Here is a 13,995-nt window from a genome sequence, read left to right as displayed (position 1 = left end):
ATAAAATTCGACACTTTTCGAATACTATAGACGAAAAAAATAGTGCACTTATTCACTAATAGTTGAAAAAAACAGTTTAAGTTTTTCCATCGCGTCTACATCGACCCAAATCACGACTTGTTGCCCAGTGCGTTTAGTGTGCAATAAGCCTGCGTTGTTGAGTTCTTTTATATGATGTGACATGGTTGATGCCGCAACACCACATTCCTCTGCAAGACTACGTTGACAAGACATCATCGCGTCTACATCAATATCAATCACTGTACCAGGAGGATGCTTAGCAAGCGTATACAAAAAAACTCGCAGGCGTATTGGATTAGATAACGCCTTAAATATTTTTGCATACTCATCGATGAGCGGCAGATCATTTTCTAAACTTTTAATATTCGACATGTTTCGAATTTTAGAATTAGTGTGGGAGTTTGTCAAGCTAAAATAAGGCTGTGGTTGTATTCAAATGAGAAACTTGCCAATTGAGCAGTGTGATTTTCAGAATAATTTAGAGTTAATTATGCTTAGCTTTAAATCTATATTATTTTAAACTAGCAATACAGCCAAGACGAATCCATTATCAATTTCTTGAATAAATATAAAGGTTTTTGATTTTTTAAATGAATCAGTACAACTCTCAAGTTATAACTTGAGAGTCAATAACAGATTTAAAAAAGCCTGATAATCTCATTAGGTGAGATAGCCAATAATAATAATATCCATTAACTGCAAAACTAATAATGCAATGACTGGACTTATATCAATAGTGCCATTAATTGGAGGTAAATAACGCTGTAAAGGTTCTAATATCGTTGCATTAAATCGGGTCAAGAAATATTGTACGTTATAAGGAATTGAAGCTTGAGCCAAAGTAATCATCCAACTTAAAATGACTTGGATTAAAATTGTCCAGAAGAAAATACTGATGCACAACGATATAAGTTTAGCAAATGCAAGGATTAATAATTGAGCCACACCAATACTTTGACCAATCAGCGCAGCAATAATAAGCAACTCGGTAGATTTTAATGCCAACATCACAAATAACGCCGCAAAATCAATTCCTCGCCATCCTGGAATAAAATTATACAGCGGCAATAAAACGGGGTTAGTTGCTTGCACTAAAAACTGCAACATCGGTTCACCACGGAAATTAATCCCCATCCAGCGAATTAAAAACCGTAACATCAGTAGCATAATGTAAAACCCAAATAAGGCACTAATCAAAAATATAAATGCGCTTACTAAAGGAGATATTGTCATTATTGTTCTCCAAACTGCTTGGCAATATCAGTGGCTCGATCTTTTGCAGCTTTCAATGCTTTATCAAATAATTCTTGCATACCGCCTTCATTGAGTACATTCAACGCTTGCTCCGTTGTTCCGCCTTTAGACATCACTCGGGTGCGTAAAGTACTGGCATCTTCACTACTTTCTAATGCCATCTTAGCTGCACCAAATGCGGTTTGTAAAGTTAATAAACGCGCCATTTCTTGGGATAAACCTAAGCGTGCCCCCGCTTTTTCCATCACTTCCATTAGCAAGAAAAAATAGGCAGGCCCACTACCTGATAATGCGGTTACAGCATCCATATCCGCTTCATTCTCTAACCATAAAGTTAAGCCTACAGCACGTAAAATACTTTCTGCCAAATCTTTTTGGTCATTGCTGACATATTCGCCTGCAAACAGTGCTGCCGCACCACATTGAACTAATGAAGGTGTATTAGGCATTACACGCACGATGGCTAATGGCTTATTAATTCCTAACCAACGCGCCATATCTTTGACTTGAATCCCTGCTGCAATACTGATAAATAAGGGTGGACGCTCGCTGGATAGTGCTGTTGCTAAAGACTTCGCTACGTCAGCCAATATCTGTGGTTTGACTGCCAAAATCACCACATCTGCATCTTCGAGTACGGATACATTGTGATTAACACACTCCACAGAAAATTGTGCGGCTAACGGCTGGGCGGCTGGGTCTGCAACACGAATATGTTCGGCAGGTACATTCGCTTGCAGCAACCCATTAATAATGCTGGTTGCCATGTTACCACCGCCAATAAAACTGATTTTACTTTTTTGCATAATCACATCTCCTTGTTAGTGCTTATTACCACCTGCCGCAGCAACAAGTTTCGTTTCAAGCCGTTCAATGGCTTTTATTTCGCGTTCTAATTTGCCTTCAGCTTTAATCATACGTGTACGTACACTTGAAGCTTCTTCTCGGGCGATTTCTAAGTCTTTTTCTAAACTGCTTATCATCTCTTTATACGCCCATTCTTGAGAATCTGCACGGGCTGATAAAGTATTTAATTTTTTCTCGGTCTCGACATGGGCTTTCTTTTCAGATTCCACATCTGCACGCAATTCCTGCTTATCTTGCTTCAACGATTTGATTTCATCATTGAGCTTTTTGATCACTTCACGCAATTCTCGTGTCTGTGCTTCTGCGACAGCAACCTTAGTTTGTTCCAGCTTCAACTGCTTCCAAACACTTTCTGATTCTTGCATCGCGGTTTTGAGACTTTTTTCCAAACGTTCACGATTACGTTGACTAACAAGCAACTCTTCTGCCGTTTGTTTAAACTGCTTTTGATCTTGCTCGATTTGATAGTGGGCTTCGTGTAATTTTTTGTTTAATTCGTCATTGTTTGCACGTACTCGGCCAACTTCTTGGATATGTTTTTTTGTTTCATGGTCTTGCTGAGTATGTTCTTCTTCCAGTTGCAATACACGGTCTTCGGTCTTTTTCAATTCACCTTGGCGACGATCAGACTCTGAATGCAAAGTACTATTTTCACGTTCGAGTACCACTAATTGCTCTTTGAGCTTAATGCTGCGTACTTCAACGTCTTCTTTTTGCTTAATTGCTTGCAACCGCTGTTCTGTCAGTTCAATTTTAGCTTCTTGATAACGATGCTTTTCTTTCAACAATTCTTGCTGAGCATAATTATGTGCGGTATGCCATACTACTTGTAGGGCTTCTTTATGTATCCTGACGATTTCCTCAGGCACGTCTGCGGGCGCGTCTTCTAAAATTGAAACAGCTAAGTTCTTTTTTGTCATTGATGTTACCTAAAAATCCGTATCTGAGTAATTCGGCTGTCCAAATGTCTGTTCACAGTTTAAACTAGTGGTATCTAAGTTACCTACGTGAAACTAGATTCAATTTGTTTTGGAATAAAATGATTATTTTCTACTAACTCCAAACAATTTCAGCTCTAGGACTCGTCTATTATTAACAGATTGAAAAATCCAAAACCACTAGTCCTTAGTCCAACGTAATCAGCATTATATTATAAAGCAGCTAGCGAGCATTATGCTATGAATAAACTCTTGCGTCTTATCTGGATAATTTGTTTATTGTTACAGGTTCAAGCAGTGGGGGCAATACCTGAGCCGCTACAAGCTTGGACAGATTGGGTGTTGCATGATACACCAGACCGTAAATGCCCTTTTATTTACAACAGTAATGAACGCTTATGTTATTGGGCTTCTGAGCTACATTTAAAGATCAATGATAATAAAGCCACTTGGCAACAAGAATGGCGCGTGTATGGCGAAGGCTGGATTCCTCTGGTGGGTAGCCGCAAGCATTTCCCCCAAAATGTCACTCTTCAAGTCCCTAATATCCTCGATACTTCCTCATTACCTGTGATTATTTCTGAACATGACCAAATTCCATCAGCCTTTTTGCAAGCAGGTCATTATATTTTAAGTGGTGAATTTAATTGGCAGCGTCAGCCTGAATATTTGCAAGTGCCAAGTGCAACGGGCTTGGTAAGTTTAGAAATCAATGACAAAGCTGTTGAGCATCCTACATTAGACAATGCGGGGCGTTTGTGGTTACGACAACGTGGGGTCGCAAATGAAGAACCAACCAAAGATAATCGTTTAGATATTCGAGTCTATCGGCATGTGATTGATGAGATTCCATTACAGATTGAAACCCGTATTGAATTAGATGTGGCGGGTAAACATCGAGAAGAAATTTTAGCTCCTGCATTATTAGCTGAACAAATTCCAATGGGTTTAGACAGTCCGTTGCCTGCCCGTTTAGAAGCCAATGGACAGTTAAAAGTACAAGTCCGTCCCGGTTCATGGGTGATTATGCTCACAACCCGTTATGCAAAAGCGGTGAATGAGATTCAATTGCCGCAGCCTGAATTATGGGCAAATGAAGAAGTGTGGGTGTTTGAAGGTAAAAATCATTTACGTTGGGTTGAAGTACAAAATGTGGATACGATAGACCCCAGACAAACTGCATTACCTTCTGAATGGCAACAATTTCCTGCTTATCGAATGTTACCTAATGATGCGATGCAATTGGTTGAAAAACGCCGTGGTGATCCAGAACCTGCTCCCGATCAATTACGTTTACGTCGGCAATTTTGGTTAGATTTTGATGGGATTGGTTACAGCGTACAAGACAGAATAGAAGGCACAATGACCCGTGGCTGGCGTTTGGAAATGGCTGAACCTGCTCACTTAGGACGTGCCAGCGTGAATGGGCAGAATCAATTTATCACCCGTTTGCAAGATTCCAGTCATGCAGGGGTTGAAGTGCGGCGCGGTAATATTAATTTAGTTGCAGATAGCCGCTTAGAAGGGACAATGGATAGTTTACCAACAGTCGGTTGGTTGCATGATTTTCAACAAGTGAATGCGGTATTGCATCTGCCACCGGGTTGGAGAATCCTCAATGCCAGCGGAGTTGATAGCATTCATCAAACTTGGGTGAATCAATGGACATTATTGGATATTTTCATTGTATTGATTATCGCGATTGCAGTGGCTAAATTATGGCGTTGGTATTGGGGTGTATTGATGTTGGTCACTTTAGTGCTGATTTATCACGAACCGGATGCACCGCGTTATGTATGGTTGAATATTTTAGTCGCTGTTGCCTTATTACGGGTATTGCCAGCGATGAGTATGTGGGCAAAATTAGCAGGCTGGTATCGCAATATTACCGTATTGGCTCTGCTGTTAATCACCGTTCCCTTTATGGCACAGCAAATCAGACAAAGCATTTTCCCTCAGTTAGAACACAACTTGCGATTAGGACAAAGCGTTGCTCAAACAACTGAAACCTTTGCCACTGCCAAACCCGCAGCACCCCAAGCGATGTACGAGGAAAATAATATTATGGCAGACGAAGCAGCAGAAATGCACTCAAAACGTAGTTCACGCCCAAATCTTGAGCAAAAATATTCTTATGGTGGATACAATAAGAATATGTCGCCACGTAAACAAGCTAAAAAATTAGTCCAAATTGATCCTAATGCACAAGTACAAACAGGACCAGGCTTACCACATTGGCAATGGCAAACTGTAGAAATGGGTTGGAATGGACCGGTACAGCAACAGCAAAATATTAAGCTTTGGTTGATTTCACCACAGATTAATCGCGTGTTAGGTTTTTCACGAGTGCTGTTATTATCAGTATTGATTGGCTTATTGATGTTGTCGTTGTGGAAGCGTTACCAAAAACATCATGAGCAATTGTCATTTAAATTAGATAGTTTCGCATGGTTAGCGATGGGAATATGGTTGGCGATGTTGCCGATTTCACAACCGTTGCAAGCTGCCACAACCGACTACCCACCGAAATATTTGCTCAATGAATTGAAGGATCGTTTATTAGAGCCGCCTGAGTGTTTACCCAGTTGTGCAACCAGTCCGCGTATGTCATTAGAGTTAAATGATAATCAATTAAGCTTGCGTTTAGAAGTGCATACTTATACCGCCACGGCGATTCCATTACCCGGTACGGCTAACCAATGGCTAGCACAACAAGTGTTTGTTAATGGTGAAAAAGCCGAAGCCTTAATGCGTGATGAACGCGGTCAATTATGGGTCAAATTAGATAAAGGTATCCATCAAGTGCAGCTTAACGGTGTTGTACCTAGTCGCAATACGGTGCAATTGCCGTTGCCATTAAAGCCGCATTGGATTGAGGCCAAAGCATCGGGCTGGCTTGTTGAAGGTTTGCATGAAAATGGTTTAGCGGATAATCAATTACAATTCACTCGCGAGCAATCGGAAGATGAAAGCACACGTACTGAAGAGCTGGAAATGGGTAGTTTGCCGCCATTTGTTCGGATTCAACGCACTTTATCGCTGGGTTTGGATTGGCAGGTGGAAACCGTTGTGACTCGTTTAACCCCAACAGGTTCGGCCGTGGTTTTGGAAATTCCATTGTTACAAGGTGAATCGGTGACGAGTGAAAAAATTCGGGTTCAAGATGGTAAGGCCTTAATTAATTTATCTCCGCATGAACGTGCGATCCGCTGGGTATCAGTATTTGATGAATTGTCGGTTTTAGAATTGATTGCGCCTGACAGTTTATCCAGCACTGAGGTGTGGAAACTAGATGTGAGTGCGATTTGGCATGTTGAGATTGATGGTATTCCCGTGATTCATCATCAAGATAAACAAGGCAATTGGTTACCAGAATGGCGACCTTGGGCAGGTGAAAGGGTACTGCTTAATATCAGTCGTCCGCTGGGTGTAACTGGGCAAGCAATGACGATTGATCGCAGTCATTTACTGGTTAAACCGGGGCAGCGTTCCACTGAAAGCACCCTGAGTTTGAGTTTACGCAGCAGTCGCGGTAGTCAGCACAGTTTGACTTTGCCTGAAGATGCAGAACTACAAAGCGTGAAAATTAATAATACATCACAGCCCATTCGCCAAGAAGACCGACAAGTCACTTTACCCGTGAAACCGGGGCAACAAAATATCGAGTTAGTGTTTAGACAACCGATTGGTATGGACAGAATATTTACCACACCAACAGTGGGTTTGGGCATGGTTAGTGTGAATACGGATATTGAATTGAGTATGCCCTATAACCGTTGGACATTGTGGACAGATACCAGTTTAATGGGGCCTGCGGTATTGATTTGGGGCTTGTTTATCATGGTTGTATTGTTGGCAGCAGGCTTACATTTTGTGCAGTTAACGCCGCTTAATTTTGTGCATTGGTTGTTGTTGGGGATTGTATTAATTCAGATTCCTATCCAAATGGCGGCATTGGTGGTTGCTTGGTTTATCATGTTGGGTTGGCGTAAGAATATCAATGTGGAATTCATACCTGCTTGGCGGTTTGATTTATTACAATTTAGTATTTTTGCCTTAACGGGTTTTGCATTGATTGCCTTGTTTGCCGCGATTCACCAAGGTTTGTTAGGTCAGCCAAATATGTATATTACAGGCAATGATTCAACGCCTTATATCTTCCGTTGGTATCACGATCGTATTGGCGAGCAATTGCCTCAAGTATGGGTGCTTTCGTTATCCTTATGGGTGTATCGGATTGCGATGCTGTTATGGGCATTGTGGTTATCATTTGCCTTATTGCGTTGGTTACGCTGGGGTTGGGAGTGTTTCACAGCTAATGGGTTTTGGAAGGATTTGTCTTTACCATGGCAAAAGAAAGTCGTTACTAAATAATTGATTTTGAGGCTGCTGGCTTGGGCTGGCAGTCTTGTTATTATTCCGTTTGTGATTTATTAAGAACAAAGTGTGGCTTCATGATAGAATTAAATTGAGTTAATGCTGTTCAATTATTTTCTAGCATCATGCGTTTGTAAATAACCTGTCCATTTTAAATAAAGCATCATCAATTAATATTCTTGCCTGAAACCCTAATTGTTCATCATTATTAGTCATCCATACCATCGTATGCGTATCTAATAAAATCACTTACAATCCAATTCAACATCAAGCAGTTCAATAATATCTCCATGAATAATAATTTTTCCCAGATAATAGTCTCGACTTAAGTGTTGACACAGATGGTGATGATATTTTTGAGAGTGGTGTTAACAAAAAATTGGATGGATCATGAAACCTAAACTAGCTTTAAAAAGTCCAGCAATACCAACTCAAAGAGCCATATTGCTGGATTTCATTATTAAAAATAAAAAACTAATGTTTCTCCCCGTCACCGATTACGGCACTTGGGTCAACTTCTGTCATCGAAGGTAAAGAGTGAGCAATCCCTTTATGGCAATCAATACAAGTTTTGCCAGCGTCTATGCCTTCAATATGTTGCTGTACCGCGCGTCGTTGCTGCCGTCCAAAGTCCATAGAATCAAAATCATGACAATTTCGACATTCACGCGAGTTGGTTTTTTTCATTGAACGCCATACATTTTCCGCTAATTCTAAACGTTTGGCTTCAAATTTCTCAGGCGTATTAATCGTACCTAAGACTTTGTGCAATACTTCATTACTAGCACGAATCTTACGAATCATTTTATGTGTCCATTCTTTCGGCACATGACAATCAGGACAAGTCGCACGAACCCCTGTACGGTTGCTGTAATGTATGGTTTGTTTGTATTCTTCATACACATTGTCTTTCATTTCGTGACAAGAAACGCAGAATTTTTCCTTGTTGGTTGCTTCCATCGCGGTATTAAAACCACCCCAGAAGATAATCCCGCCGATAAACCCAATTAAGAGTAAACTGCCAAGGGTATAACGTGCGCTAGGACTCCATAAGGTGCGCCATAGACCTTTTTTTTCTGAACCATCACTCATTACGGTCTCCCTGTCTTAACGTTGTAATACTTGAACAGGCTCAAAGGTGTTTTCAATCAATACTTCCGTATCAATTTGAGGCACATGACATTGAGTGCAGAAATAACGCCGCGCTGATACATTGGCTAATACATTTTCGTCACGATCAGAAAAATGGGTTAAGCTAATTTTAGTTGCATTGGCTGCTTTGTAATTGCGCCAGCTATGGCAAGTTAAGCATTTGTTAAATTTCTGGTTGATTTGATAGCCATCAGTTTTATGCGGAATCAATGGCGGTTGTTGAATATAATCACGTTCAATTGGATCACGGTCAGGTTGCCATTTTTTAAAATCAGGTTGACTGGCTGCATCATCAATACTTTTTTCACCACGTAATGATGTGACAGACTCTGCTTCAACCGCGTCCATGGCTGAAATGAATCCGCCAAATAGTCCAAATAAAAGAGTTACTAATACAAGTAAGCGTTTCATTGTGTCGCCTCCTAATAAATTTTGTTTTTGTGTCATTTAGAATTGCTAGATTTTCCTCGTTCCGACGGTCTCCGTTGGAATGCAGTATAAACGCTCCGCGTTTTGAATCGTATACGACGCAGAGCGTCACCGCTGCATTACCACGCAGAGCATGGTAACGAGAGAAATCTGTTCTAAATCAATTTTTAATCCCACGAATTTGAAATCGAAACACTGCCTCATCACACACATCAATACAACGTCCACAATTGGTACATTGAGCTGCATGAATCCACGTTGTTTCCGCCCCTTTTAAAGCAGGCTTAATCACTTGTTGTTCAGGACAAACTTGATAACAGTCCATACAATCATCACACTTTTGTTTTTGATAAGCGTTGATGCGTAATAATGCGGTGCGTCCCAATAAACTGTAAAACACCCCAACAGGGCAAACATGTCCACACCAACCGCGACGACTGATGAGTAAATCAAAAATGAAAACTGCGAAAACCACTGCCGCTGTGAAACCCATGCCGAAAATCAAACCACGATGTAACATAGAAACAGGGTTTACAAATTCCCAAACCAATTGCCCCGTGATATAACTGGCGATTAAAGTCATGGCAAACACCCAATAGCGAAATTGCCGCTTTAATACGATGCTGCTGCCTTTGATGCCTAATTTATCGCGTAACCATTGCGCCAAATCCGTGACCATATTGATTGGACACACCCAACTACAGTACATCCGACCACCGACTAACATATACGTCACAATGACAATCAACGCGCCGATGAATGCAGTGGATGCGATGGCGTGACCCGCGACAAAGGTTTGCAATAACACATAAGGATCAGTCAATGGCAATACATCTAAGGTTAGGCTTGAGGTTAAATTACCTTTCACAATCCATAACCCAGCCCAAGGACCGAGCAGAAATAAACCTAAAATGCCTAATTGACTGAAACGGCGTAGCAATAACCATCGATGAGAAATAAGCCAATGTCGATTAGCCATTACGAACCCTCCACCGTTGGTAAACGATCAGGTAAATCCAAGACATCAGGTAATAATGATTTTCCTGCTTTTTCCTGCTCTTCCCAGCCTAATCGATAATGTTTGCCTAATTCGCCTTTGGCTAAAGGTTCGGGTAATATCTTGATTGCCGTGATGTCTAACACACAGGATTTCTCACATTTCCCGCAGCCCGTACAGTATTCTGAATGGACAGTGGGAATAAAAACCGCATGTGCGCCACTACGTTGATTATGATGGGTTTCTAAAGTAATCGCTTTATCAATCACAGGACAAACCCGATAACACACTTCACAACGCAAACCCAAGAAATTTAAACAAGTCTCTTGGTCAATCAATACCGCCAAACCCATACGCGCATCATCAATACGGGTTAATTCAGGGTCGAGTGCAGCAGTTGGGCAAGCCTTCACACACGGAATATCCTCACACATCTCACAAGGAATTTCCCGCGCATGAAAATAAGGCGTACCCACAGCGACATCTTCACCCAATTCCGCCAATTTCAACGTATCGTAAGGGCAATCACGCACACATAAACCACAGCGAATACAAGCCGAAAGAAAGTCAGCTTCATCTTTCACCCCCGGTGGACGCAACGCATGAGCAGGCAAAGCACTAGACTGTTGACTCAACAGCGAGACACCTAAACCCAACAATGATGCACCACATGCGGTTTGAGCTAAACCAATTAAAAAATCTCGGCGACTTGCAGTTTTCTTAACAGCCATGAGAGATTACGCTCGCTCAATTTTGACCGCACATTTTTTATAATCCGTTTCTTTAGAAATCGGACATGTCGCATCTAAGGTCAATTTATTGACTAAACGTCGCGCATCAAACCAAGGAATAAACACCACACCACGCGGTGGCTTATTACGTCCACGGGTTTCGATATTGGCAACGACTTCACCACGGCGACTTAAAATTTTAGCCGACATGCCACGACGCAATTTACGTTCTTTCGCATCTTCTGGGTGCATGAAAATCACCGCATCTGGGAACGCGCGATAGAGTTCTGGCACACGCTGAGTCATCGAACCTGAATGCCAATGCTCAAGCACTCGACCTGTGACCAACCATAAATTAAATTCTTCATCTGGTTCTTCAGCAGCAGGCTCATAAGGTAGAGCGAAAATCACTGCTTTGCCGTCTGGCTTGCCATAGAATTCAACTTCACGATCGCCTGTGACATACGGATCATAGCCTTTACGATACCGCCACAAAGTTTCTTTGCCATCGATGACTGGCCAACGTAAACCGCGTGATTGATGATATTGGTCAAATGTCGCTAATTCATGTCCTTTCTTAGGCCCTTCTAAACCGAATAAACGATATTCTTCAAATAAGCCTTTTTGTGGATAAAAATCAAACGCATCCATTTCATCGTTATGGTATTCATTGCCTGCCGTATCTGTAACCGTATCGGCTGGATATTGGTCAACTTGACCATTGGCATACAACACATCAAATAAGGTTTTGCCGCGTAATTCAGGTTTTTTAGCGATTAATTCTTCTGGCCAAACTTCTTCCACGGTGAAACGTTTGGAGAATTCCATCAATTGCCATAAATCGGATTTGGATTCGCCCGGAGCATCGACTTGTTGTCGCCAGAATTGAGTACGACGTTCTGCATTACCATACGCGCCTTCTTTTTCTACCCACATTGCGGTTGGTAAAATTAAATCGGCCGCCATTGCGGTTACAGTTGGATAAGGGTCTGAAACTACAATGAAATTATCAGGATTACGATACCCAGGGTAGACTTCTTCGTTGATATTGGCAGCGGCTTGCATGTTGTTGTTACACATCACCCAATACGCATTTAATTTGCCGTCTTTCAACATCCGATTTTGTAATACCGCGTGATAACCCACTTTTGCAGGGATTGTGCCTTCAGGCAATTTCCAGACTTTTTCCGCGAAATCACGATGTTCTTTTTTCTTCACCACTAAATCAGCAGGCAAACGATGAGCGAACGTACCGACTTCACGCGCTGTACCACAAGCAGAAGGTTGACCCGTTAACGAGAATGGCCCATTTCCCGGTTCGGAGATTTTGCCTGTTAATAAATGGATGTTATAAATTAAGTTATTTGCCCACGTACCGCGAGTATGTTGGTTAAAACCCATTGTCCAGTAAGAAGTTACTTTAATATCAGGATCAGCGTAGATTTTGGCTAAAGCTTCTAATTCAGGAATCGGCACGCCTGAGATTTCATGCGCTTTGTCAACCGTGTATTCTGATACGAATTGTTTGAACTCTTCAAAATTCATCGGGGTTGAACCGCCTACTTTATCTGAATTGACAGCGGCTTGTTCTTTTGGATGTTCTGGACGTAAACCGTAACCAATGTCGGTATTACCACGACGGAAGTTGACGTTAGTGCCTAAGAATTTTTCGTTGACTTTGCCATTTTGAATAATGTAATTCGCAATGTAATTAAGGATGGCTAAATCAGTTTGTGGTTTGAAAATCATGCCTAAATCGGCTAAATCAAACGAACGATGGGTAAAAGTTGATAACACCGCGACTTTAACATTTTCACCTGTTAAACGACGATCAGTAAGGCGCGACCATAAAATCGGGTGCATTTCCGCCATGTTAGAACCCCATAACACGAAAGCGTCGGCATGTTCTAAATCGTCATAACAGCCCATCGGCTCATCAGCACCAAAGGTACGAATAAAACCCGCAACCGCAGATGCCATGCAATGCCGTGCATTCGGGTCGATATTATTGGTACGGAAACCTGCTTTATATAATTTTGATGCGGCGTAACCTTCAAAAATTGTCCACTGACCAGAGCCAAACATGCCAACGGCATCCGCGCCTTTTTCTTTAATCGTGGTTTTCCATTTTTCTGCCATCACGTCAAAGGCTTTGTCCCAACTGACAGGGGTGAATTCACCTTCTTTGTCATATTCGCCGTTGGTCATGCGTAATAAAGGCGTGGTCAAACGGTCTTTGCCGTACATGATTTTGGATAAAAAATAACCTTTAATGCAGTTTAGACCACGATTCACAGGTGCATCAGGATCGCCTTGGGTGGCAACCACACGTCCTTCTTTTGTGCCGACTAAGACACTACAGCCCGTGCCACAGAATCGACAAGGGGCTTTATCCCAGCGGATTTTGTTAGAAGCGGCTTCTGCGGTGGTGGTTGGTAGGTAAACCCCTGCGGCGGCTGCGGTTGCTGCGGCTGCTTGGGATTTGATAAAACTACGCCGTGTGAGTTTCATAGCGTCATGCCCTCCTGTGTTTCTTGTTCGTCGAGATCGTCATCACTGTATTGATAAACCATTGCAGTCGAATATACGCCCGGAATTTGGTTAAACGCTGCCATGGTGTCTGCCATATTGTAACCATCATCACTTTCTAAGGTTACAATAATGCGTCCATCTTCGGTTGTGGTGTGAATGTCTACACCGTTGATTTGCGAGAGTTGCTGTTGAACATGACTGATCTGCGCGTTATCAGCATGTACCAGCACACCTGAAATGGCCATTGTCATAAATACCACCTACAGATGGGTAGAAAAAAGAAGTGTAATAAGATAAGCCAATTCTATCAGTGGATAAAATGTGATGATTTGATGTGGGATAAGTTTTGGGAAATTAATCAACTTGCAGACTGGAAACTAACTTCTATCAAAAAGATCATGAATAGCATCAGTTTCAGATTTCCCATCTGTAGCTTTTTTCTTCTCATAAGTATTATCTATATTGTCTTTAGAGTCAGTTAAAGAGTTACGATTAGACTCGATAACTTCATAAATATCAAAAGAGTACATTATCTCATCAATGTCAATATTATCAAAAGATATACTCATATAATGTATATCTTCAGTATCTTGTTCAATAAATATTACATTTATCCACGATTTAAAATCATCCAATATACCTAATAAGTTTTCAAATAAAGTATTTCGTTTAGATATATTTTCTAAATCATCTAAAG

12 protein-coding genes are annotated in these 13,995 nt (G+C 41.4%); 1 reads left to right on the top strand and 11 read right to left on the bottom strand.

Annotated elements, in window-relative coordinates:
- Nucleotides 1-48: 48 nt before the first annotated feature.
- The 4 genes from ABXH34_RS03365 to ABXH34_RS03350 form a co-directional block, all read right to left on the bottom strand.
- Nucleotides 49-393: an ArsR/SmtB family transcription factor gene (locus ABXH34_RS03365; RefSeq protein WP_353570451.1), complete on the bottom strand. Its 345-nt coding sequence runs from the start codon at nucleotides 391-393 to the stop codon at nucleotides 49-51.
- 288 nt (nucleotides 394-681) lie between these two features.
- Complete coding sequence (locus tag ABXH34_RS03360) at nucleotides 682-1,254, bottom strand: YggT family protein (protein ID WP_353570450.1); 573 nt, start codon at nucleotides 1,252-1,254, stop codon at nucleotides 682-684.
- On the bottom strand, nucleotides 1,254-2,081 hold the full coding sequence (gene proC / locus ABXH34_RS03355; protein WP_353570449.1) for a pyrroline-5-carboxylate reductase: 828 nt from the start codon (nucleotides 2,079-2,081) through the stop codon (nucleotides 1,254-1,256). Before proC ends, ABXH34_RS03360 begins: the two co-directional genes overlap by 1 nt.
- Before the next feature lie 15 nt (nucleotides 2,082-2,096).
- Nucleotides 2,097-3,062: a coiled-coil domain-containing protein gene (locus ABXH34_RS03350; RefSeq protein WP_353570448.1), complete on the bottom strand. Its 966-nt coding sequence runs from the start codon at nucleotides 3,060-3,062 to the stop codon at nucleotides 2,097-2,099.
- 258 nt (nucleotides 3,063-3,320) lie between these two features.
- On the opposite strand from ABXH34_RS03350, the gene ABXH34_RS03345 reads away from it, so the two are divergent.
- Nucleotides 3,321-7,454, top strand: a complete 4,134-nt coding sequence (locus ABXH34_RS03345; protein ID WP_353570447.1) for a hypothetical protein — start codon at nucleotides 3,321-3,323, stop codon at nucleotides 7,452-7,454.
- Between the two features lie 477 nt (nucleotides 7,455-7,931).
- Here ABXH34_RS03345 and ABXH34_RS03340 read toward each other — a convergent pair whose 3' ends face one another.
- The 7 genes from ABXH34_RS03340 to ABXH34_RS03310 all read right to left on the bottom strand — a co-directional run.
- Complete coding sequence (locus tag ABXH34_RS03340) at nucleotides 7,932-8,549, bottom strand: NapC/NirT family cytochrome c (protein WP_353570446.1); 618 nt, start codon at nucleotides 8,547-8,549, stop codon at nucleotides 7,932-7,934.
- Between the two features lie 15 nt (nucleotides 8,550-8,564).
- Nucleotides 8,565-9,020, bottom strand: coding sequence for a nitrate reductase cytochrome c-type subunit (locus ABXH34_RS03335; protein ID WP_353570445.1), 456 nt, complete (start codon nucleotides 9,018-9,020; stop codon nucleotides 8,565-8,567).
- A gap of 178 nt (nucleotides 9,021-9,198) precedes the next feature.
- On the bottom strand, nucleotides 9,199-10,017 hold the full coding sequence (gene napH, locus ABXH34_RS03330) for a quinol dehydrogenase ferredoxin subunit NapH (protein WP_353570444.1): 819 nt from the start codon (nucleotides 10,015-10,017) through the stop codon (nucleotides 9,199-9,201).
- Nucleotides 10,017-10,766: a ferredoxin-type protein NapG gene (gene napG, locus ABXH34_RS03325; RefSeq protein WP_353570443.1), complete on the bottom strand. Its 750-nt coding sequence runs from the start codon at nucleotides 10,764-10,766 to the stop codon at nucleotides 10,017-10,019. Before napG ends, napH begins: the two co-directional genes overlap by 1 nt.
- A gap of 6 nt (nucleotides 10,767-10,772) precedes the next feature.
- Nucleotides 10,773-13,277 (bottom strand): nitrate reductase catalytic subunit NapA, encoded by a 2,505-nt coding sequence (gene napA, locus ABXH34_RS03320; protein WP_353570442.1) that lies wholly within the window; start codon nucleotides 13,275-13,277, stop codon nucleotides 10,773-10,775.
- Nucleotides 13,274-13,549, bottom strand: coding sequence for a chaperone NapD (locus ABXH34_RS03315; RefSeq protein ID WP_353570441.1), 276 nt, complete (start codon nucleotides 13,547-13,549; stop codon nucleotides 13,274-13,276). Before ABXH34_RS03315 ends, napA begins: the two co-directional genes overlap by 4 nt.
- Nucleotides 13,550-13,675: 126 nt before the next feature.
- The coding region (locus ABXH34_RS03310) for a hypothetical protein (protein WP_353570440.1) at nucleotides 13,676-13,995 on the bottom strand (320 nt) is incomplete at its 5' end.

Origin of the sequence: Candidatus Albibeggiatoa sp. nov. BB20, assembly GCA_016744725.1 — a bacterium.
Lineage (GTDB): Bacteria > Pseudomonadota > Gammaproteobacteria > Beggiatoales > Beggiatoaceae > Albibeggiatoa.
This window is presented reverse-complemented; position numbering and strand designations above follow the sequence as displayed.